Source organism: Aminipila terrae, from assembly GCF_010120715.1.
GTDB classification, from domain to species: domain Bacteria; phylum Bacillota; class Clostridia; order Peptostreptococcales; family Anaerovoracaceae; genus Aminipila; species Aminipila terrae.
The window spans coordinates 3342731-3365605 of record NZ_CP047591.1; the positions used below are offsets into that span (position 1 = coordinate 3342731).

Genomic DNA, 22875 nt, shown 5'->3' on the forward strand with positions numbered 1-22875 from the left:
AAGGAGTAAAATATGTTATACGCAAGTGATTTTAGAAAAGGTATTACTTTTGAATTAAATGGTGAACCACATGTTGTATTAGATTTCCAACATGTAAAACCAGGTAAAGGCGCAGCATTTGTAAGAACTAAATATAAAAATATTCTTACTGGAGCAACAAGAGAAGAAGCTTTCAACCCAAATGATAAATTCCCTAAAGCTCACATCGAAACAAAACAGATGCAGTACTTATACAATGACGGCGAGCTTTATTATTTCATGGATCAGGAAACTTTTGAACAGGTTCCTCTAATGGAAGAACAGGTGGAAGAAGCTATTAAGTACTTAAGAGAAAATGATGATGCCACTATTAAATTTTACAAGGGATCAGCATTTATGGTGGAAGCTCCAAACTTTGTAAATCTGAAAGTAACTGAAACTGAACCAGGTGTTAAAGGGGATACAGCTACTAATGTAACAAAGGCAGCTACAGTTGAAACAGGTGCAGTTATTCAGGTTCCTATTTTTATTGAAGAAGGCGAAGTTATTCAGATAGATACAAGAACAGGCGACTATTTAGGAAGAGCTAAATAAGCAGAAACTGAATAAATTTATTCTAAGGGGCGTTCTATACGTCCCTTTCTAGTTAAAAAAGAATCCTAGGCGAATAAACACAAATTTATCACACAAAAGAGGAAACATTTATGGGGAAAAGAAATCAAAGTAAGGTAAAGGGAAAGATATTTAATATAATAGTTATAATTTCAGTTCTTGTAGTTATTCTAACTGGAAGCATTTTCTATTATGTCAGCAATTTAGGAAAACCATTTGACAAAAATAATACTAGAGCGGTGGCTGTTAATATTCCTCCTGGATCAGGCACAGGAACAATCGGCCAGATACTACAGAAAAACAGAATCATTTCCAGTGCTAATAATTTTAAACTCTTATCAAAAATGGATGGAAATGACGGAAAGTATAAGGCAGGGGAATACTCACTCTCACCATCCATGACAATTGAGCAGATTATGAAGATTATTATATCTGGTGATTCAAATACTGGCAGATTTACTATTCCGGAGGGTTTGACCCTTAAAGAAACGGCTGAAAAGCTGGCAGCAAAGAATTTAATTAATAAAGAATCTTTTATGTCTGAAGCACAATATGGTACTTTTAATTATAAGTTTATGTCTCTTTTACCTAATAACGCCAACCGTCTTGAAGGTTTTTTATATCCTGAAACTTATGATATATACACAACTGCCAGTGAACATGAAATTATCAATAAAATGCTGGCACAATTTGATAAACTTGTAACAGATGAATATTACAACAGAGCAACTGCAATGGGTTATGATATGTATAAAATTATTACCATAGCTTCTTTAATTGAAAAAGAAACTTTAGTTTCCTCAGAAAAAGCCACAGTTGCCAGTGTTATATATAACAGATTAGCTATCAATATGCCTTTACAGATAGATGCAGCGGTGCAGTATGCATTACCTGAGCACAAAGACAGACTGGACTACAATGATTTACAGGTAAATTCCCCGTACAATACCTATCAGAATACTGGGCTTCCTCCTGGACCAATATGTTCACCGGGAATTGATTCAATAAAAGCAGCTTTATATCCTGCAGATACCAATTATTATTATTATGTGCTTAGCGCTGAAAAAAATGGATCTCATAAGTTTTCAAATACTTATGAAGAATTCCTGAAAAATAAAAAAGCATATATAAAATCACTTTAGCGGAGAATATTATGAATATTATAAATGATAAAGTAACCCAATATATCGATGAGCTTTACAAGCCTTTAACATCACAATTAGGACAACTCCGTAAAGAAGCGGAAGAAGCTAAAGTCCCAATTATACTTAAAGATACTGAAAGCCTGATTTTAAATTTAATTCGTATGAATCGGCCAAAACGTATATTGGAAATCGGTACAGCTGTTGGATATTCATCTTCCTGTTTTGCTACTATTTATAATGATACAAAAATAGTAACTATAGAATATAATGAAGAAACATACAAAACGGCTTTGGCAAATATTGAAAAGCTGGGATTATCGGATAGAATCACTGTATATCTGGGAGATGGGACAGAAATAATAGAAAAGCTTTATACAGAAGGTTGTGAACACTTTGACATGGTTTTTATTGACGCTTCCAAGAGTCATTATAAACGTTTCTTTGATGCAGCCATAAAGTTAGTCTGTAAAGACGCTATAATCATATCCGATAACGTACTTATGAAAGCAATGACCGTTTCCGATGAGTATGATACTCATGGAAAACACAAAACAAATATCCGTAGGATGAGGGAATATGTAGAGTATATTAATCAGGCTGATTATTGTCATACCTGTGTCATTCCGGTAGGTGACGGATTGGCAATCAGTATTTTCCATCAGGAAGCTATGGATTTACAATAAATATATTATGGATACAAGAGGTAAAAATGAAGAAAATAGAACTTTTAGCTCCCGCAGGAGATTTAGAAAAATTAAAAATAGCCATTGATTATGGTGCAGATGCCGTATATTTTGGTGGAGAAATGTTTAGTTTAAGAGCAGGAGCAGGTAATCTTACAATTGATGAGATTAAAGAAGGGGTATATTATGCGCACGCAAAAGGTAAAAAAGCATATTTAACGGTTAACATATATGCCCACAATGAAGATATTAAACCTTTTGAAGAATACCTGAATAAAATAAAGGATATTAATATTGATGCATTTCTGGTTTCTGATCCAGGTATCTTACTGCTGATAAAAGAAGCTATTCCAGATGCAGAGTTCCATCTGAGCACTCAGGCGAATATGACTAATTTTAAAGCTGCTGAATTTTGGCACCAGCAGGGGATAAAAAGAATTGTATTAGCCAGAGAGCTAACCTTTGAAGAAATAAAAGAGCTTCATAGTAAAATGCCTGAAGGAATGGAAATAGAAGCTTTTGTTCAGGGAGCAATGTGCATTTCCTACTCAGGGAGATGTCTGCTTAGCAATTTTATGATTGAACGGGATGCCAACAGAGGTCAATGTGCACATCCTTGCAGATGGAAATACAGTCTTGTTGAGGAACAACGACCTGATGAATATTTTCCTGTGGAAGAAGATGAGCGTGGAACCTATATCTTAAATTCCAGAGATTTATGTATGATTGATCATATACCAGAACTGATAAATTCAGGAATTGTATCTGCAAAAATAGAAGGCCGTATGAAAAGTGTTTTTTATGTTGCTACTATTGTAAGTGCCTATAGAAAGGCCATTGATGCTTACTATGCTGATCCTGAAAATTATGTATTCAAAGAAGAATGGTTAAATGAACTGAAAAAAGTCAGCCACAGACAATTTACCACTGGATTTTATTTTAATAAGCCTACAAACAAGGATCAGGACTATCAGACCAGCGCATATACAAGAGAGTATACTTTTACAGGATTAGTAAAGGATTACAATCCTGAGACAGGAATAGCATTAGTTGAGCAAAGGAATAAAATGAGTATAGGGGAAGAAATCGAAATATTTGGTCCAAATGATGATTTCTTTACCCAGACTCTTCAAATCATGATGGATGAAAATGGAGAACCCGTTGAATCAGCACCTCATCCTCAACAACTTTTACAGATAAAAGTGAATCAGCCTGTTGCATCTGGATTTATGTTGCGAAAAAAGAAATAAAATGATATAATTTTCCACGTAATTCAAATATTAGTCAAAATTTTTTTAATTGTAAAAAGGAGAGAAAAAAGAATGTCTTCGGACCCCAGTATGCCAGTGATGGCACAAATATTATTTTTAGCATTTTTAATTTTTATAAATGCATTTTTTGCAGCTGCAGAAATGTCTATCGTATCTGTCAACAAGAATAAAATAAAAGTTCTTGCACAGGAGGGTAATAAAAAGGCTGCAATGGTACGTGATTTATTAGATAATCCCAATATATTTTTATCAACTATTCAGGTTGCAATTACTCTGGCAGGTTTTCTTGCCAGTGCTTCGGCAGCTGTAGGTATGTCTGATATTTTAAGTAAATTCTTCATTAATTTGGGGATTCCTTATAGTGACTATATTGCGATTCTTGTAGTAACCATTATTTTATCTTATGTTACCCTTGTTTTAGGTGAACTGTATCCTAAAAGAATAGCCCTTCAACATGCTGAAAGTATTTCAATGCTTGTGGTGCGGCCCATTGTACTCTTATCCAAAGTAACAAAACCTTTTGTATGGGTTCTGTCTTTCTCAGTAAATATAATTTTAAGACTAACCAGACAAAAAACAAATATTGAAGACGAAGAATTTTCGGAAGATGAAGTTATGTCTATGCTTGAAGTAGGTCAGGAAACTGGTGTACTTAAAGAAAAAGGGAAAAAAATGATTAACAGCATTTTTGCCTTTGATGATAAGCTTGCTTACGAAGTAATGACCCCTAGAACAGATGTCTTTTATATTGATATAAATGATCCTACTGAAGAATATATTGATGAATTAATGGAACTGAGATACTCCAGAATTCCAGTATACGAAGATGATAGTGACAATATTATCGGCATACTGCATATAAAGGATTATCTTATAAAGGCCCGTGAAGATGGATTTGAAAATGTCGAAATCCGTTCCATTTTAAGAAAGCCTTATTTTGTTCCTGAAACCAAGAATATTGATTCACTATTCTTTGATTTGCAAAGTTCAAAACAGCATATTGCTATACTAATTGATGAATATGGTGGATTTTCTGGTATCGTGACCATGGAAGATATTATTGAAGAAGTAATGGGAAACATCGATGACGAGTATGATGAAGAAGAACTTCCAATTGAGAAAATTGACGATAATACATTTATTGTTGATGGATTTATCAATTTAAATGATTTAGATGAAGAACTTGATTTAAACCTTCAATCTGAAAACAGTGAAACTCTGGGAGGACTGTTAATTGACCTTCTGGGAGAAATACCAGATGAGGCCGAACCGGATAAACGTGTTATCGAGTACGAAAACTGTGTATTTAAAATACAATCTGTTAAAGAGCGAAGAATTGAAAAAGTAAAGTTATATATTGTTCCAGATTCCCTGGAAGATACAATAGTAGAAAAAGCTGAATAAATAAGTAGGAACACATTCTCCATGAGAATGTGTTTTTTTTTGCACATATTAAATTTTAATCATAATTTCTTGTCCAAGCAATATCTTTATGATATGGAGGTGTTAAACATGGACAAAAATATTGAAAGTATACTGATAAAAATGCCGCAGGATCTTGAGAATACGCTTCGGAGTCTGCCCGATACCATTATAAATAATGCTGAAGAATTTCGGTTTAGAATCGGACAGCCCATTTCAATAATTTCAAAAAATGAAGAATTCCATATATCATATGCTGTAACCTATGAAATGCTCAATAATCTCATAAACCGCATGCTAAATTATTCTTATTATGCTTACGAAGCGGAATTAGCAAATGGTTATATAACCATTGAAGGGGGCACAGAGCAGGTGTATGTGGTAAGGTGGTTCTTGACAAAGGTAATGTGAAACTCATCAAAGATATATCTTCTGTAAATATCCGATGCAGCAGAGAGGTAATAGGGGCTTCCGATGGATGTATTAATAAGATTTTGAAACCGGATGGCACTATCCATAATACCTTGATTGTTTCGCCGCCTAAGTGCGGAAAAACCACTTTGTTAAGAGATCTCATAAGAAATTTAAGCAGTAAAGGATTTCGGGTGGGAGTATGTGATGAAAGATCAGAAATAGCCGGCAGCTATCGCGGCAATACTTACTATGATTTGGGTCCACGCACAGACATTTTAGACGGCTGTCCCAAAGAGCAAGGAATCATCATGCTCATAAGAGCCATGTCGCCTAATATCATTGCTACAGATGAAATCGGTAAAAGTGCTGACATTTATGCTATAGAAACCGCCATGTGTGCAGGGGTTAACTTGATTACTACTATACATGGGAATTCTTATGAGGATGTTTTAAATTCGGCCATAGGCGGTCTTATCAAAAAAGGAATTTTCTCTTGTATCATTTTTTTATCAAATGTACCCAAAACCGGATCAATTAAAGAGATTATATATTCCAGTCAAAAAAAGGCCGATAACGGTAAAAATATTATGTAAATCATAAGAAAGGAAGATATATTTTGCTTAAGATTATTTTAAACACCCTGATTTTTATTATCTGTTGTGCCATAGGATATTTTAAAGCACAGGACTATCAGTGCAGAGTTACAAATTTACAAAGCTTCCTTGATGGCCTGAAGAATTTAGAGGATGAAATCTTATATCGCAAAACACCTCTTCCGGAAGCCTTAGCAATAGTTTCTGCAGAGAAGGCAAATCATGGTGCTAAAAATTTATTTTCACAAGTATCCATGGATTTAAAAGGCAAAAACAATTGCAGTTTTATTGAAAGCTGGATTAAATATTCAAATGAACTGGGGGATAGCTGCTCATTTACTGCAGAAGACATATATGCCATAAATGAGCTTGGAAAAGGCCTGGGTGGTACTGATGTATATGGTCAGAGCGCTGTTATTCAAAGGTCTTATAAACAACTGGAGAACCAGTTAAAAGATGCTGTTCAAGAGAACAATACAAAGGGCAAGATGTATAAAAACTTAGGAATTGCTATAGGTTTAACACTTGTTATTATACTATTATAAAATTGTGGAGGGCACAAAAGATGATGGATGTTGACATCATATTTAAAATTGCCGGAATAGGGATTGCAATAGCAGTAATAAATCAGATACTTACGAAAGCTGGACGGGAAGATTATGCACTGATGACCACGTTAGCAGGAATTATCGTGGTACTTTTCTTTATCATCCGTATGATAAGTGAATTCTTTGAAACTGTAAAAACTTTATTTCAATTGTAGGCGACAGGGGTGAACCTATGGATATAGTAAAAATCGCACTAATAGCACTTGTAGGGGTTATTTGTGCACAAATAATAAAAGGTTTCAAACCGGAATTTGCTATTTACGTTGTGCTGGCAACAGTGATAATCATATTTACTTTAGCCTTAGAAAAACTTATGTCGGTATTTTCATTTCTACAAAGTATATATGGCAATATTACATACGGAAAAACCTTTTTCCCTATCATCATAAAGGTACTGGTAGTTGCTTATATTGCTGATTTTACTTCTCAGCTTTGTAAAGACTCAGGGGAAGGAGCCATTGCGGGAAAAGTAGAACTTGCGGGGAAAATAATCATATTTTATCTGGCGATTCCAATACTGATTGCAATATTACAGCTAATAAATTCTGTATTAAAATAGAAAGTTAAAAAGCATATGGATACCAATCCATATGCCTTTTACTGTTCATTCGTCATTTGTTTGTATTAAATTGCCAGCCATATTTAGTTTAAAACATGATAATTGCACGAACAGGACATACGGGTGCACAGTAGCCACAAGTTAAACAAACTGAATGATTTACCCCTGCTGAACCATTGTCATTAAAAGTAATTGCATGATTAGGGCACTTTTCAATACATGCTCCACAACCTTCGCAGTCACCTTCATCAATATGAATTTTCTTCTTGGTAATGTCAGGAATATAATTCTGATCTAAAGACCCTTCTATATATTCAATAATCCTGTCTATTTCCTGTTTATGTCCAAAACCGATCATCATGGAAGAAACTCCGGGTAGTGTATGTACATAGTCCAGGGCCTCAAGGTAATGGCCCGTTAAATTGCCGCCTCCAAAAACCTTCATGGTAAAAATACCTTTATCGTGCTCTGTATTTTTCTTTATGGCCACAGCCATTTCTTCTTTTGTTCCTGGTCCATTTCCTTTTCTGATTCCCAGACTCCTGAAATTAATAAGAGGGAAGAGTACATCCAGTTCAGAGATTTGGGCTGCATGTTCAGCTACATCTACATGATGAGTGGAAACACCAATTGCCTTCACCAGACCTTTTGTTTTGGCTTCCTGAAGATATTCCCATGCCCCAATACGGTTTTCCCAATCAGAAATACTTCTGACTTCATGAAGAAGAAATATATCGATAACATCTCTGTCCATTTCTTTTCTTGCCTGTTCAACGGCATACTTCATCTGATTATAAGAGGGATCTAAACATTTGGACGTGATAACCGGATTATAGTTTGTACCTTTTAAAGCACGTTTTATATAATGATACGTGTCATAATACTGTGCAGTATCTAAAAAATTTATGCCGCATTCTAAAGCGTATTTTAAAACAGCAGAACCTTCTTCCAATGACATATTTAATTGAGTTTTCCCTATAGTGAGTACGCCAAATCCTACCTGAGTAACTTTTAAATCCGTTTTTCCAAGAACATTCTTTTGCATAAACCCTCCAATTACACGATGTGTTTATATATACTTATGGTTTTCTTCATTATTTTCTTTAATTGTAACATAAAATATGTTATAATAATCGGGTTATACGACAAAAATCAATAAAATGAATTTCATGATAATAATTCACGGGAGGAATCAATATAAATGGAAAAACTTGGGTTAAATCAAATTAGGGAAACATTCCAAAATTTTTACGTTAGTAAAGATCACTATAAAAGAAAAAGTTTTTCTCTTGTTCCGGAAAAGGACAAGAGTCTGCTTATCATAAATTCTGGTATGGCACCACTAAAGCCTTATTTTGCTGGCTTGGAAACGCCACCAAGCAAAAGAATGACTACCTGCCAGAAATGCATCAGGACAGGAGATATTGATAACGTTGGAATGACTGCAAGACACGGTACTTTTTTTGAAATGCTGGGCAGTTTTTCCTTTGGTGATTATTTTAAAACAGAATCCCTTACTTGGGGATGGGAATTTATTACTCAGGTTTTAAAACTTCCTGAAGAAAAAATCTGGGCTACAATCTATGAAGATGATGACGAGGCTTTTGATATCTGGAAAAATACCATTGGAATGCCTGAAGAAAGAATTGTAAGACTGGGAAAAGATGATAATTTCTGGGAAATAGGTACTGGTCCATGTGGACCATGTTCTGAAATCTACTTTGACAGAGGTGAAGAGTATGGCTGTGGCAGTCCTGACTGTAAACCTGGATGTGACTGTGACAGATATGTTGAATTCTGGAATCACGTATTTACTCAATTTTCCAGAGATGAAGATGGAAATTATTCTGATCTAGCTCATCCAAATATTGATACCGGCATGGGGCTGGAAAGACTTGCATGTATCATGCAGGGAGTAGATTCCATATTTGATATTGATACAATTAAATATATTCTTGATGCTGTTGTGGATAAATCCGGGATTAAATATGGCAATGGTAAATATAAAACAGATGTATCCATTCGAATCATCACAGACCATATACGTTCTGTAACATTCATGATTGCGGATGGTATCATACCTAGTAATGAAGGCAGGGGATATGTTCTCAGACGATTGCTCAGAAGAGCTGCAAGACATGGCAAACTTCTGAATATTGATGGAGCTTTTCTGGCTGAATTATCAAAGAAGGTTATCGAAGTATCAGGGGGAGCATATCCTGAGCTTGAAGAAAAATCTGATTATATTTTCAAAATTATTACTATAGAAGAAGAAAAATTCAGTTCAACAATTGATCAGGGTACTGCAATTATTGCTGAGTATGTGGAAGAATTAAAGAAAGAGGGTAAAACAGAACTTTCCGGAGAAAAGGTATTTAAGCTTTATGACACCTTTGGTTTTCCTCTTGAATTAACTCAGGAAATTTTAGCTGAGAATGAATGTACAGCTGATATAGAAGGATTTAATGCCAATATGCTGCATCAGAAAGAAACAGCAAGAGCTGCAAGAAAATCTGTAGATGATGATGGCTGGGCAGAAGAAAATCTGGATTTTGCTGCCGGAAGTAAAACTGTATTTACTGGTTATGAAAAAACAGAAGATGAAGGAATTGTAAAAGGCATTTTCTGCAATAAAAATATTTCAGAAGTGGCAAAAATTGGTGATGATGCGAGAATTATACTGGACAAGACACCTTTTTATGCGGAGAGCGGCGGTCAGATTTATGACCACGGAGTAGTATGCAATGACAACTTTACTGCTGAAGTCGTTGAAGTTACTAAATTTCAGGGCAACTTTGCCCATAAGCTGAAAATCGTGAATGGCCAGCTTAAAGTCGGAGATAAATTAAAGTTATTTGTTGATGTTCCTGTAAGAAATCATATTTCAAGAAATCATACTGCTACACATTTACTGCAGCAGGCTCTTAGGGAAGTAGTGGGAAGCCATATACAGCAGGCTGGATCCAGCGTAAATGCTGAAGGTCTGCGTTTTGACTTTAATCATTATGAAGCTGTCACAAAAGAACAGCTGATTGCTGTTGAAAAAATTGTAAACGATAAAATCATGCACTTCCTGCCAGTTACTATGGAAGAAATGTCCATGCAGGATGCAGTTAAAACCGGAGCTACTGCTTTATTTGGAGAAAAATACGGGGATACTGTCAGAGTTGTCTCTATTGGCGAATTCAGTAAAGAACTTTGTGGTGGTACCCACGTGGCCAATTCTGGTTTAATCGGATCTTTCAAAATTATAAGTGAATCCGGGGTTGCAGCAGGGGTGAGAAGAATTGAAGCGGTTACAGGTTTAGGCATTGTTAACAAACTGAAGGAGGCTGAATCCGTAATAGAAAATGCTGCCGATATTTTAAAAACCAGTCATACAGGACTTCTTACAAAGATTTCAAGTCTTTCAGAAGAAGCTAAAGCCTTAAAAAAGAACTGGATGAACTAAAGAAGAGCGCTATAAGTTCATCACTTGATTCTATTTTAGATGAAGCAAAAACCATTGGGGACGTAAAACTGCTGACAAAAGCCTTTACAGATTATGATATTAATGATCTCCGTCAGATTTCAGACGATATAAAGAAGTCTCATAAAGGCTACGTATTGGTATTTGCTACTCAAAATGGTGAGAAGGTAACCTTTATGGTTTCTATTACGGATGATCTCCTTGAAAAGGGTTATCATGCAGGAAATATGATTAAACAGATCGCAGCAGCTGCCGGCGGCGGTGGCGGCGGAAAAGCCGATATGGCACAGGCTGGAGCAAAAGATCCTTCAAAAATTCAGGATGCTTTTAAAGTTGCAGAAACTCTTATAAAGTAAAATGCTATAAATTTCCATCATAATTTAGTGTAAATATTACAACAATATTAAATATGCAAATTAGGGTTGTTTTGATTATGGAAATATGTGTATAATAATAGAAAAGGAAGAAGGTGAGTAGGATTGGATAGAAACACTATTATGTTTAACAACTCAGAGAAAAGTGACCAAAAAACAACAGAAGATATTTTAAAGACCGTTTATGATGCTTTAGATGAAAAAGGTTATAATGCAATCGATCAGATGGTAGGTTATATCCTTTCAGGAGATCCTTCCTACATAACTGGGCATAACAACGCTAGAAATATCATTAGACACATTGAAAGAGATGACTTAGTGGAAGAATTACTTCGAGCATTTCTAAAAAAATAAGACACAATCTAGAAAAAGGGCGGACAGATGTCCGCCTTATTTTTTAGTATTATATTACAAAAGAAAGGTAATTAATATATGAGAAAACTTGCACTGGACGTAGGCGATAAAACAATTGGAGTCGCTGTTAGTGACGAATTACTGCTCACAGCAAACGGAGTCACAACCATAGAACGTGTAGGCATAAGAAAAGATGCTGGTAAAGTCATGGACTATATAAGAGAATATAATTGTGATACGGTAGTCGTAGGTCTTCCCAAGAAACTGGATGGAACGGACAGTATCCAGACAGAAAAAGTTTACGAATTCAAAACGATGCTTGAGAACAAGCTTAAAAGTTCAGGAATGGCTGATATAGCCGTAGTTTTCCAAGATGAGCGTCTTACTACTGTCATGGCAGAAAAAATTCTGATAGAGGCCGATGTCAGCAGAAAAAAGAGAAAAGAAGTTATAGATAAACAGGCTGCTATTTTAATCTTACAGGGATATCTTGATAAGCTGGCTTATCAAAAAAAACAGAAACAGGATTAAATATAATAAATTACTTACAAGAAGTCATTAGATATATAATGGCTTCTTTTTATATCTAAAAGATAAGATTTGCACCTTAATACCAGATGAATAACCATTAAACTTTATATAATATCATATATTAAAAAAAAATCAAGAATTTTTATTACATTTTATAGCTTTTTTGTGATAAAATTAATATACACACATGTAGTTTTGACAAACATAAATCCAGTTGTTCAATTTAATGTTTATTAATAATGATTAATTTATGCAAATATAGTCAAAAGTTAAGTAAAGGAGGCTTTTATGTATAAAATTGGAGATCTTATTATATATGGAAATCAAGGTGTCTGTAGAGTTGATGAAATTGGCATACCTGACATCTCAGGTATTGCGGAAGATAAATTATATTATACTTTATCCCCTGTATATAATGATGGAAAAATATTTATTCCCGTAGACACCTTAGTCTATATGAGGCCAGTAGTTTCAAAATCTGAGGCAAAAAATATTATAAAACAAATCCCTAAAATTCAAGCAGAAATTATTGAAAACCAGAATTATAAGGTTATGGAAGACCACTATAAGAAATTACTTTCCACTCATAAATGTACTGATTTAATATATATTATAAAATCTGTATATGGAAAAAGAAAAGCTGTACAGCTACAAGGTAAAAACTTAGGGCAGACGGATGAGAAGTTTAAAAAAATTGCAGAAGAATTACTCAACAGTGAATTTGCATTAGCTTTAGATATTCCTAAAAACGAAGTAAATAAATATATTGAGGAATCTATTAAAAAAATACAAAAAGGCGAAGATATGCTGTAGACATGGTTACTTCTTAATTTAAAATATCCTGGGTTTGTCTGCTTACAGATGCCATTGTTGGGGTTTCCAAAACAGGGTGGGTGAATGTAAATGGAACATTTAATAAAAGGAGTAATATATTATAACATAAAACTATAAATTGGAGGTTTTTATGTTATCAACCACTGAGTATGTACGGCAATCATTAGAATTGCATTTGTTTTTTACAAGAATTATGAAGGAGCATTCATTTTTTTTGGAGATTGGGTTCACTCCTCGAGACAAAGATTTCGCAGAAACTGCAGATAATTTTAGAAGGGCATTTGATATCATTTTAATGGAAGCCCTTATTCTTTCTGACGGAGTAATCAATCAGAGCTTTCTTAACTCTGGAGAAGTCATTACTCCTTATACACTAAAAACTGAGGAAGTTTCAGTCTTTTATACTGGTGTACCTATCAATACTGAACTTACGAAGATAGAAGAAAGCTTGTCAGAAGGTACTCCAAATAATATAAATATGCTGGAGCAAAGAGTAAATGATCTTAATGTCAGGATCTTGAATCTATTAGATGAGCTCATACGGTTTAAAACAAAAGTCTTAAGTGATGTGACTTCTTGTAATATGTTTACAGTAAATTATCCACTTTTAATAGATCATATTTTACGTGAAGCAAAATTATATAATTTATTAATACAAAGGCTGGAAGAAAAAGAAAAAATAACCATTGAACAGGAGGCTATTGAGCAGGAACTTTTTTGGAATAGAATTATGGCTGAGCATTCACTTTTTATCCGTGGGCTACTTGATCCAACAGAAAATGAATTGATTATTGCTGCAAATAATTTTGGAAATGAATTTAATCAACTATACGAGGAATCCAAAAAAGCTATGGATCAGACTTTGCCTCTTTCAGAGGTAACAAGCGAAAGCTTGAGCGCTACAACAGACGTCCGTAATTTCAACGAGCAAGGCACCCAAGGCATTCTGAATTGTAAGGTTAAGTCAATAATTATCCCCCTCTTAGGAGATCATGTATTAAGAGAATCCAATCATTACCTGCGTTTGCTGAATACATACACAAAATAAGAATAGCTATAACCCTGAAAGCTTAGTACTAAACTAAAATATCTTTGCCATAAAGTAATTGCAAAGATATTGTGGTTTAGTACTTTATAGAAGTATTTTCTGTTTTTTTATGTTTCTTTTTTTCAATATATTTATGGTATTCAGCAGGGACATCTGATAGTTGTATTCCGTCATGTACGGCACAAGTACCTGCTTTTTCAGCGGTTTGATAGTACCACGTCTTGTAGTTCAGCATATCAAGCATTGATTGCATTTCTTTCATTTGTTCCATTACAGAAATTCGCTGGGATTCAATAATGGAAAGCCTTTCCTGGATTTTAGAATCTCCCTCCACACAACAATCAATAAAATGCTTGATTTCCTTAATAGGCATACCCGTTTTCTTTAAACATTCAATAAGCTCTAAGCCTGATAAATCCTGCTCATTAAACATACGTATTCCGTTTGCAGAACGTTCTACAAATGGGATTAATCCTTCTTTATCATAATATCTTAATGTAGATGGAGCCACATTAAGTTTCTTTGAAATTTCACCAATTGTATAAATCATTTTCTATCCTCCTAAATGAAATTTTTAAAATAGGTATTGACTTGAAGTTAACTTTAAGTTGTAGAATGGTATTTAACTTAATAGCTGAGTTTAGCATGAATAAATTATGAAGTCAATTAAGTATGATTTACTATCAATATACCTAGAGTCAGGAGGATTGATAATAACAGAAAGGATTTATGTATGGAAAGAATAGAATTGGAGAATATATCTGATTTTGCACTGGGTGATGAGAATATAGCATTTGCTCCTTATTTTATCGGTAAAAGCTATATAAGTCTCTTAAACGATAATGAAATAAGGATTCACAATGTCACCTTTGAACCAGGGTGCCGCAATAACTGGCATATTCATCATGGCTCTGGGCAAATACTTATTTGTGTTGGCGGACACGGCTGGTATCAGGAAACTGGGAAAGAGGCCAGACTTTTAAAAAGCGGGGATGTGGTTTATATCGCACCAGAAATAAAGCATTGGCATGGAGCAGTAAAAAATGAGGCATTTTCCCATTTAGCATTATCAGTGCCCATAGGAAGTTCCAGTAATGAATGGTGTGAAGCTGTTACCCATGAGGAATATGGAAAACTATAGATTAATGAGGAGAAAAGCAAATGAAGTATGTTAATTATGGAAAAACCGGATTAAAGGTTTCAAGATTTGGACTGGGATGTATGAGGTTCCCGGACAACGAAGCAGAAGCCATTGAAATGGTTAGATATGCTTTAGATCATGGCGTCAACTATATTGACACTGCCTACGTGTATCAAGGTAGCGAAAACATAACAGGGAAATCACTAAAAGACGGGTATAGAAACAAGACTTATTTAGCAACCAAAAGTCCTATATGGAATATCACAACATATAATGATTTTGAAAAATATCTCGATGAGCAGCTAAAGAGGCTCCAGACAGACTATATTGACGTATATCTTCTTCATAACCTGGGATTTGATAACTGGCAGAAAGTAAAACGCTTTGACGGACTTACGTTTCTTGACAAGATGGTTAAGAAGGGAAAAATAAGACACACGGCTTTTTCTTATCACGGACCTTTAGAATTATTTAAAGAAGTAACTGAGTCCTATGATTGGGAGATGGCTCAAATCCAGTTAAATATTTTGGACGAGTTTTATCAGGTAGGTACCCAAGGGCTGAAATATCTGGCAGAAAAGGGCATTGCTGCTGTAATTATGGAGCCCTTAAAAGGCGGAAGTATTGTAAACCAGTATCCCCCTGAAGTTAAGGGAATACTCAGCAATTATCCAGAAAAGCGAACACTGGTGGAATGGTGTTTCAGGTGGCTCTATAATATGCCAGAAGTTTCAGTTGTTATAAGCGGAACAAGTACATTAGCTCAATTAAAAGAAAATCTTGATATTTTTCATAAAGCCGAGTGCAACGTGATGACCACAGAAGATTTAAATCTGATAAATAGAATCAGAGAAGCCTTTGAAAAGAAGAAGGGTATTGATTGCACAGGCTGCAGCTATTGTATGCCATGTCCTAAAAATGTAAACATACCAGAAATCTTTAAATTATATAACTCTGTAAGTATGACCGATTCTTTTATAGATGGATGGACATATAAGAGTTCTATTATCTCTTCAGGAGCGGGAGCTGATCAATGTATAAATTGTGGTTTATGCATGACCTACTGTCCTCAAAATATAGTGATTCCCGAAAATCTAAAAAAGGCACATTCACTATTATTAAAGTAGTTTATTGTAACTCATAGCAATTACCCCTAATTAATATAAGCCAGCATCAGCTCATTACGAGTTGATGCTGGCTTATATATGTTGCTTTCTTTCTTACGGATAAGATATATGTTTTAACTTGGATTTAGCGCCTGCAATTATGCGTTAGGAGATGTTCCTTCAGCATTTGCTACAACCACATCAATTTGGATTAAAGCATCATTCAGCAAAGCGGATACGCCAACTGTCCTTCGGGCAGGAGTACCACCTGGGAAGAATGTTTTATAAACTTCGTCTACAGCATCCATATCTGCAAGATCTTTAAGGAAGATATTTACTTTAACTACATCGTCCATCACATGGTCAATACTTTCTATAATTGCCTTAATATTCTTTAGGCACTGTCCTGCCTGTTCTTTTACACCACCAGCTACCATTTCACCTGTTTTTGAATCGATTGGTAATTGAGCTGAAAGGTGATTATAATGAGAAAATGCAACCGTTTGTGTGGATAGAGAACTCTTTGGAGCCTTTTCCGTATTACTTGCTTTTATAACGATTCCATGTCTGTCTTCCACAGCTTGTGGAGGTGTACCATCTCCGTGTGAAACCACAGCTTCAATTTGTACCAATGCATCCATCTGTAAAGCTGAAGCTGCAATTACTGTACGAGCAGGAACATAAGCTACAGCCCTGGCGATAGCTGAATCTGGGAAAAATGTAGTATATACTTTGTTGACAGTTTCAATATCAGCAAGGTCTTTAAGGAAGATATTAATTTTTACAATATCATCAAAAGGAACATCGATACTTTCTAAAATTGCCTTGATATTTTTTAAGCACTGTACAGCTTGTTCCTTTACACCTCCAGCTACCAATCTACCTGTTTTGGGATCAATCGGTAATTGAGCGGAAATATTATTGTAATGAGAAAAAGCTACCGTTTGTGTAGATAGGGTACTTGTTGGCGCATTTGCTGTGTTATTGGTAAGCTTTATCAGATCACCTGCTTGCGGAGCATTTGGAATTGTACCTTCACCGTTTGAAACAAGTGCTTCAATTTGAACTAAAGCATCCATAGGTAAAGCTGCAACTGCCACTGTGGTTCGTGCAGGAACGTAAGTAGGGAAGAATGTTTTATAAACTTCGTCTACAGCGTCAACATCTTTGATGTTCTTAACAAACACAGTGATTCTAACCACATCACTCATAACATGATTGATGCTGTCTAAAATTGCCTTGATATTTTTTAAGCATTGTTCAGCTTGTTCTTTTATACCACCAGCTATTAATTTACCTGTTTTCGGATCAATCGGTAATTGAGCTGAAAGATTATTGTAATGAGAAAAAGCTACAGTTTGTGAATATGGGCCGATACCTTTTGGTGCATTTTCCGTATTTCTTGCTAATACTACGTTATAGTCGCTCATGAAAGTATTCTCCTTTGTTTTATTAATTTAATTATAAAATTTATTTAAGTGAATCATAAACCTTTGACTAACTCCAAGGTCAATAGGTATTTTTACTTATGCCAAAATAAATTTAATCGCACTTAAAAAATGCTCCTAAGTATTGCCGATACAGGATTCCTACTGTATAATATCCATTAACTCACATAGGATTTTAATAAGAAATAAAGGAAAATTTTTATGAAAGATAAATTTTTAATTGGAGAACTGTCAAAAATATTTAATATTAGCACTGACACCCTTAGGCATTATGACAAGATTGATCTAATTAAACCTGAGTATGATGAAAATAATGACTATCGCTACTACAGCATCAGAAACTTTTTCAAGCTAAGTAGAATCCTTTTTTTAAAAAACCTTGATATTTCATTAGGTGAAATAAAAAAATACATGGGTAACAAGAATACAAACAGCCTGCTTTGCCTGTTGAAAAAAAAGGAAGAGGAAATTGATATAAAAATTAACAAACTGGTAAATCTAAAAAAGAAAATTCAGACAAAGCTCGAACTTTTTGAAAATATAGAGGACCAGTTGGATCAAATAATTATCAAGAAAATTCCCCAAAGAATAGGGGAGTTTATAGATATCAATGATCTTAAAAGTGATTATGAAATCAAGCAGACTTTAAAACGTAACGAAAAATATTTCAGAATAAGCTCCTGGCTTATTGAAGGACAGATTTATACTTCATTATCCAAGGAAAACATGAATAGTGGGATTTTAAATAAATTCAGATATTTTATTGAAATTGTGCCCTTTGATCCGGAGATTTGTAAGCAATTGACGGTAATTCCTGAAAACGAGTATGTTTGTATTGCATTTTTAGGACCCTACACGGATATGGGAAAGCATTATCAACTACTTATCCGATGGATTGAGGAAAATGGATATCAGATTGCAGGAGACTCCATTGAAAAAAATATAGTTGATTATGATTTTTCCGACTCTGAGAATGAATACATTACAGAAATTCAAATTCCTATAATAAAAAAGAACTAGGACTTAAATAATAGCCGAACCAAGTCTTGGCTCTATAGAGGGTTAAATACAAACCTATAAAGAGAGGACAGCCGAATGGCTGTCTTTTTTATACTACAAATATGGAGAATCAGGAGTTTTATATTCTTTTTACTTTTCTTATGGTTAAAATGAGCCCTGTTGGGATAAAAATAATTTTTGTAAGGGGATAAATTAGGGCTCCAGTAGCAGTAATTCTGAAAGTTATTAAGGAAAATTGGATGGTTATTTTTCATTAATTGGTTGGGTACAATTGGATAAAGCTTTGATATAATAAACAAAATAAAAAAACAATTTACTCAATGAAAAAAGGTATGGAACAGTATTTTTAATTTATTTAATTAAATTTGATTAAAATGAAAGGGTTTTGATGATGAAAATTTTATTATTAAATGGCAGCCCCAGAATAATTGGAAACACGGGGACTGCACTAAAGGAAATACGTACAGGAATTCAATCTAATATTCCAGAAGCGGAAGTTGAGCTATCTGAAGTTTCAGAGTTCAAACTCAGTGGATGTACTAACTGTGATGCCTGTAGAAAAAACGGCGGTAATTGCATAATTCCAGATGACAGCGCTAAAATTATTCAAAAGATTTATGATACTGACGTACTTATTCTTGGCACTCCTGTTTACTACTGGGGTATGACTTCTCAATTAAAAATAGTCATTGACAAATTATACTCCAAAGACGATCAACTTCGTAAGCAAAAGAAGAAACTGGGAATCGTGGCCGTTGGAGAGGCTTCTTTGGATGATTTGGAATATAAACTAATCAGTGATCAATTTGAATGCATTTGCAACTATTTTGGCTGGAGTCTCATTTTCAATCAATCTGTTTGCGCTTTTGAGGCAGGGGATTTAGCCAAGGATAGAGTTCGGCTTCAAGACTTAAATATTCTTTGGAAATCCATAAAATGAATCTATCCTTTTAGTTTCTATCAAATATCTGGAGTTACCACTTGAATTAAAATAAAATGTCACGAATATAATAAATAGAAATTTATTATGAGGTGACGTTTATGATAATTACTCCAAATATTAACAATCTTCCTTTTATGATACAAAACGGCATAAAATATTTTGAATTAATTGCTGAACCGGTTGAACAAGAAATATTACCGGGATTGTTTATAAAAGGGTGGGGGTATAATGGAAGTATACCAGGCCCAACAATTCAAGTAAAATCAGGTGATTATGTAAACATTCGTGTTATAAATTACTTACCAGAACCCACAAGTGTTCATTGGCATGGACTTGATGTACCTAATAATATGGATGGGGTTCCAGATGTAGAACCTTCTCCCAAAATAAGACCAGGAGAATACTTTGATTATCAATTTAGAATAACTAATCCCCAGGAACACATATGTACCACACCCATGTTGATTCTTCAATGCAGCAAATGATGGGTTTGGGAGGGGCTTTTATTATAACTGAATCACACCAAGAGGATTGCAGAGACTACTTTTATATGCTCCAGGAATTTAAGATTAAAGACTTAAAAGCCGGAGAGGTGAAACCTGGAATATACGAAATTGATCCTCATAGCATGGAATTTAACTTTTTTACAATGAATGGGCGCTGTTTCCCTTATCTGGATCCGATTCATGTTGAATTAGATGAAACTGTCAGAATCAGGCTTGGCAATATCGGACACGATTCTCATCCAATGCATCTTCATGGCCACCAATTTGTGGTATCAGCTAGCGATGGAAACTCTGTTCATTTTGGAAACAGACCTGTGAAGAACACTATAAATGTGGCATCTGGTGAAACATATGATATAGAGTTCCTTGCAAATAATCCTGGAATATGGCCATTTCATTGTCATATTCCACACCATATGTGCAACAATATGACGAAGCCATTTGGAGGGATGTCAACCATCATTATTTATATGAACTGAATTAATAATATTGCATAGTGATAGTTAAGCAAAGCGATTAAAGAAATTTAATCGCTTTTAGCATTACTAGTAACTAAATTAAATACAACTTTATTTAAAAACAGAATATTTAAGTGATACTTAATCAAAATAGATTTAAATAAGCTTTTATATCAAAAATAGTTTATGAGGAGAATATAAATGAAAAAAACACGGGCAATTAATATGACAGGCATACTTCATGAAGGGTTTAACATTGGAATATTACTAAAGGCAATTAACGGAACTTTAGAAATTATAGGTGGGATTTTGCTGATGATTCTAAACCCCACCAGATTAAATAGCATAATAGTTTTATTGACACAGAATGAATTATCAGAAGATCCCAGGGATATTCTGGCTAATTATATGGTTAAATTAAGTTATCAGTTTTCTGTAAATACACAATACTTTTGGGTTTTTTATTTAATTTCTCACGGTCTTATTAAATTAATTCTTATATTATTGCTATGGAAAAGGAAACTATGGGCTTATCCTCTTACTATATTTGCCTTGATTCTGTTCGTTACTTATCAGATATACAGATATACGATTTATCATTCAACATGGCTGATATTCCTGACCATACTTGACATTCTAATAATATTATTAACTTTCGTTGAGTATAAAAGAATAAAAAACTATTCTTAGTTTAATTGGATATTCAAGATCTTAAACAAAGCAAATAAATAAAAATGAAAAGGTTGTCTAAAGAACACCGTTATTACAAGTGTTAATAGTAGCAAGAGAACTCCTCGTCACATATTATAAACAAACAAAATATATGGAAGGAGTTCAAAATGCGACAGTATACTGTAAAACCTAATGATACCTTATTTATGATTGCAAAACAATTTGGAGTACCTTTAGTACAATTGATTAAGGCCAATCCTGAAATATCAAACACAAAACCCTTATATATAGGACAAATCATAAATATTCCAGAGTTGTTACCCATTCCAAAGCAGCTGGATGCAATAGAGTCAAATGCTGAGGATATAATAGATGATATTTATGCGGCGGATTGGGAAAAAGCCGTAAGCAAGGTAAATTTAATAAAGACAAATATGGATGAATTGACACCTTTACTTAAGGAGGCGGTGGTTCCTGCTGAATTGATTTCTGGAATGAATTTAGCAATTAAAAACCTAGAACAAAATGTAATTCAAAAAAAAGCCTATTCTGCAATAGCTCAGGCGAATCGTATTACCATGTACATTCCTGATATGCTTGACTATTTTAAGGTAATCATTCCAACAGACGTAATCCGGTTAGACTATCTAGGACGACAGATTATATTAAACGTTGAAGGTAATGATTGGAATGAAGCAAACAATAATTATATAGCAGCTAAAAAAATCTGGGAAAGATTAAAGCCTCAATTGGATACAAAATATAGTAAAGATATTGAGGATTTCGATCAGGCAACGAAAACTTTAGGGGAATCAATAAATAACAAAAATTATCAAAATACAATTGATAATGCCAATATTCTTCTTGATAAAGTAGATGTGCTGGAAACAGACTTCAAACAACAAAACACATAAGGGTACACAAGTAAATATTCGAACTTATAACAATATGTGTGTTCAACAAGAAGCTTAAGCCCATCAATTTAATAAGTAATCATTCAAGGTACGAAAATATTAATTTTATCATAAAATAATAGGATTAAATATTCATTATGATGGGGAGGTTTAAAATGGATTTTAAGCAGAGTCAAACATATCAGAATCTGAAGAATGCATATAATGGGGAAAGGATGGCTAGTACAAAATACGCAATCTATGGATCAAAAGCAAGAGAAGATGGCTATGAACAAATTGGTAATATATTTGATGAGACATCGAGTAACGAACGTGAACATGCGGAAATATGGTTAAAACAATTAAATGGTGGGGAAGTTCCTTCAACATTAGATAATCTTAAGGAGTCAATTGCAGGTGAAGATTATGAATGGACCACTATGTATCGAGAATTTTCCGATACTGCTCGTAAAGAAGGATTTGATGAAATTGCAAATCTATTTGATGGGGTAGCATCTATAGAATACAACCATGATAACCGATTTAAGCAATTAGTATATAATATAGAAAATGACCAGGTTTTTTGCAAAGAGCGAAACATGGTCTGGGTTTGTTTGAATTGTGGTAATCTTTATTGGGGTGAATGTGCACCTGAATTTTGTCCTGTTTGTGGATATCCCCAAGCATTTTATCAACTATACGTTATTAATTATTAGATTAAAGCTATTTATTAGGATTTTAACATAACAATGCTATGAAAAGCCAGGTATGATACCTGGCTTTTTTACATCT

Annotated in this window: 24 protein-coding genes and 2 pseudogenes; 23 read left to right on the forward strand and 3 right to left on the reverse strand. The window is 34.2% G+C overall.

What is annotated here, in order from left to right; genetic code table 11:
• The first annotated feature begins 12 nt into the window (after positions 1 to 12).
• The 9 genes and pseudogenes from efp to Ami3637_RS16165 all read left to right on the forward strand — a co-directional run bounded on the left by efp (position 13) and on the right by Ami3637_RS16165 (position 7286).
• A complete protein-coding gene (gene efp / locus Ami3637_RS16120; protein WP_162363458.1) occupies positions 13 to 573 on the forward strand; it encodes an elongation factor P in 561 nt (186 codons plus the stop codon).
• A 110-nt stretch (positions 574 to 683) separates the two neighbouring features.
• Positions 684 to 1733: an endolytic transglycosylase MltG gene (mltG, locus tag Ami3637_RS16125; RefSeq protein ID WP_162363459.1), complete on the forward strand. Its 1050-nt coding sequence runs from the start codon at positions 684 to 686 to the stop codon at positions 1731 to 1733.
• Between the two features lie 11 nt (positions 1734 to 1744).
• Positions 1745 to 2419, forward strand: coding sequence for an O-methyltransferase (locus tag Ami3637_RS16130; RefSeq protein ID WP_162363460.1), 675 nt, complete (start codon positions 1745 to 1747; stop codon positions 2417 to 2419).
• A 26-nt stretch (positions 2420 to 2445) separates the two neighbouring features.
• A complete protein-coding gene (locus Ami3637_RS16135) occupies positions 2446 to 3669 on the forward strand; it encodes a peptidase U32 family protein (protein WP_162363461.1) in 1224 nt (407 codons plus the stop codon).
• Between the two features lie 72 nt (positions 3670 to 3741).
• Entirely contained in the window at positions 3742 to 5094 is a 1353-nt protein-coding gene (locus Ami3637_RS16140; RefSeq protein ID WP_162363462.1) for a hemolysin family protein, read from the forward strand.
• A 141-nt stretch (positions 5095 to 5235) separates the two neighbouring features.
• Positions 5236 to 6119: pseudogene (gene spoIIIAA / locus Ami3637_RS16150) on the forward strand (stage III sporulation protein AA).
• Positions 6120 to 6142: 23 nt separating this feature from the next.
• The gene (locus tag Ami3637_RS16155; protein WP_162363465.1) at positions 6143 to 6664 is read left to right on the forward strand and encodes a stage III sporulation protein AB; all 522 of its coding nucleotides are present in this window, start codon (positions 6143 to 6145) and stop codon (positions 6662 to 6664) included.
• A 20-nt stretch (positions 6665 to 6684) separates the two neighbouring features.
• Entirely contained in the window at positions 6685 to 6882 is a 198-nt protein-coding gene (gene spoIIIAC / locus Ami3637_RS16160; RefSeq protein WP_330586713.1) for a stage III sporulation protein AC, read from the forward strand.
• A gap of 17 nt (positions 6883 to 6899) precedes the next feature.
• The gene (locus Ami3637_RS16165; RefSeq protein ID WP_162363466.1) at positions 6900 to 7286 is read left to right on the forward strand and encodes a SpoIIIAC/SpoIIIAD family protein; all 387 of its coding nucleotides are present in this window, start codon (positions 6900 to 6902) and stop codon (positions 7284 to 7286) included.
• A gap of 88 nt (positions 7287 to 7374) precedes the next feature.
• On the opposite strand, the gene Ami3637_RS16170 is transcribed toward Ami3637_RS16165, so the two are convergent.
• Positions 7375 to 8331, reverse strand: a complete 957-nt coding sequence (locus tag Ami3637_RS16170) for an aldo/keto reductase (RefSeq protein WP_162363467.1) — start codon at positions 8329 to 8331, stop codon at positions 7375 to 7377.
• Positions 8332 to 8487: 156 nt separating this feature from the next.
• Here Ami3637_RS16170 and alaS point away from each other — a divergent pair.
• From alaS to Ami3637_RS16195, 5 genes and pseudogenes are all read left to right on the forward strand, one after another.
• Positions 8488 to 11111 (forward strand): annotated as a pseudogene (gene alaS, locus Ami3637_RS16175) (alanine--tRNA ligase).
• Positions 11112 to 11234: 123 nt separating this feature from the next.
• Positions 11235 to 11483: an IreB family regulatory phosphoprotein gene (locus tag Ami3637_RS16180; RefSeq protein ID WP_456298126.1), complete on the forward strand. Its 249-nt coding sequence runs from the start codon at positions 11235 to 11237 to the stop codon at positions 11481 to 11483.
• Positions 11484 to 11561: 78 nt separating this feature from the next.
• The gene (gene ruvX / locus Ami3637_RS16185; RefSeq protein WP_162363468.1) at positions 11562 to 12014 is read left to right on the forward strand and encodes a Holliday junction resolvase RuvX; all 453 of its coding nucleotides are present in this window, start codon (positions 11562 to 11564) and stop codon (positions 12012 to 12014) included.
• A gap of 288 nt (positions 12015 to 12302) precedes the next feature.
• Positions 12303 to 12827 (forward strand): CarD family transcriptional regulator, encoded by a 525-nt coding sequence (locus tag Ami3637_RS16190; RefSeq protein WP_162363469.1) that lies wholly within the window; start codon positions 12303 to 12305, stop codon positions 12825 to 12827.
• A 151-nt stretch (positions 12828 to 12978) separates the two neighbouring features.
• Positions 12979 to 13896 (forward strand): DUF2935 domain-containing protein, encoded by a 918-nt coding sequence (locus tag Ami3637_RS16195; RefSeq protein ID WP_162363470.1) that lies wholly within the window; start codon positions 12979 to 12981, stop codon positions 13894 to 13896.
• Between the two features lie 76 nt (positions 13897 to 13972).
• On the opposite strand, the gene Ami3637_RS16200 is transcribed toward Ami3637_RS16195, so the two are convergent.
• Positions 13973 to 14446, reverse strand: a complete 474-nt coding sequence (locus Ami3637_RS16200) for a MerR family transcriptional regulator (protein WP_162363471.1) — start codon at positions 14444 to 14446, stop codon at positions 13973 to 13975.
• Between the two features lie 183 nt (positions 14447 to 14629).
• On the opposite strand from Ami3637_RS16200, the gene Ami3637_RS16205 reads away from it, so the two are divergent.
• Positions 14630 to 15037, forward strand: coding sequence for a cupin domain-containing protein (locus tag Ami3637_RS16205; protein WP_162363472.1), 408 nt, complete (start codon positions 14630 to 14632; stop codon positions 15035 to 15037).
• Positions 15038 to 15057: 20 nt separating this feature from the next.
• Complete coding sequence (locus Ami3637_RS16210; RefSeq protein WP_162363473.1) at positions 15058 to 16164, forward strand: aldo/keto reductase; 1107 nt, start codon at positions 15058 to 15060, stop codon at positions 16162 to 16164.
• A gap of 137 nt (positions 16165 to 16301) precedes the next feature.
• On the opposite strand, the gene Ami3637_RS16215 is transcribed toward Ami3637_RS16210, so the two are convergent.
• Positions 16302 to 17573 (reverse strand): RidA family protein, encoded by a 1272-nt coding sequence (locus Ami3637_RS16215; protein WP_162363474.1) that lies wholly within the window; start codon positions 17571 to 17573, stop codon positions 16302 to 16304.
• A 219-nt stretch (positions 17574 to 17792) separates the two neighbouring features.
• Here Ami3637_RS16215 and Ami3637_RS16220 point away from each other — a divergent pair, with 219 nt between their 5' ends.
• From Ami3637_RS16220 to Ami3637_RS16245, 7 genes are all read left to right on the forward strand, one after another.
• On the forward strand, positions 17793 to 18611 hold the full coding sequence (locus tag Ami3637_RS16220; protein ID WP_162363475.1) for a MerR family DNA-binding transcriptional regulator: 819 nt from the start codon (positions 17793 to 17795) through the stop codon (positions 18609 to 18611).
• Between the two features lie 388 nt (positions 18612 to 18999).
• The gene (locus Ami3637_RS16225; protein ID WP_162363476.1) at positions 19000 to 19551 is read left to right on the forward strand and encodes a flavodoxin family protein; all 552 of its coding nucleotides are present in this window, start codon (positions 19000 to 19002) and stop codon (positions 19549 to 19551) included.
• Positions 19552 to 19652: 101 nt separating this feature from the next.
• Positions 19653 to 20039, forward strand: coding sequence for a multicopper oxidase domain-containing protein (locus tag Ami3637_RS17740; protein ID WP_243158050.1), 387 nt, complete (start codon positions 19653 to 19655; stop codon positions 20037 to 20039).
• A gap of 5 nt (positions 20040 to 20044) precedes the next feature.
• Complete coding sequence (locus Ami3637_RS17745; RefSeq protein WP_243158051.1) at positions 20045 to 20539, forward strand: multicopper oxidase domain-containing protein; 495 nt, start codon at positions 20045 to 20047, stop codon at positions 20537 to 20539.
• 180 nt (positions 20540 to 20719) lie between these two features.
• The gene (locus Ami3637_RS16235) at positions 20720 to 21208 is read left to right on the forward strand and encodes a DUF2127 domain-containing protein (RefSeq protein ID WP_162363477.1); all 489 of its coding nucleotides are present in this window, start codon (positions 20720 to 20722) and stop codon (positions 21206 to 21208) included.
• A gap of 149 nt (positions 21209 to 21357) precedes the next feature.
• Positions 21358 to 22104: a LysM peptidoglycan-binding domain-containing protein gene (locus tag Ami3637_RS16240; RefSeq protein WP_162363478.1), complete on the forward strand. Its 747-nt coding sequence runs from the start codon at positions 21358 to 21360 to the stop codon at positions 22102 to 22104.
• Between the two features lie 155 nt (positions 22105 to 22259).
• Positions 22260 to 22799 (forward strand): rubrerythrin family protein, encoded by a 540-nt coding sequence (locus Ami3637_RS16245; RefSeq protein WP_162363479.1) that lies wholly within the window; start codon positions 22260 to 22262, stop codon positions 22797 to 22799.
• Positions 22800 to 22875: the final 76 nt, after the last annotated feature.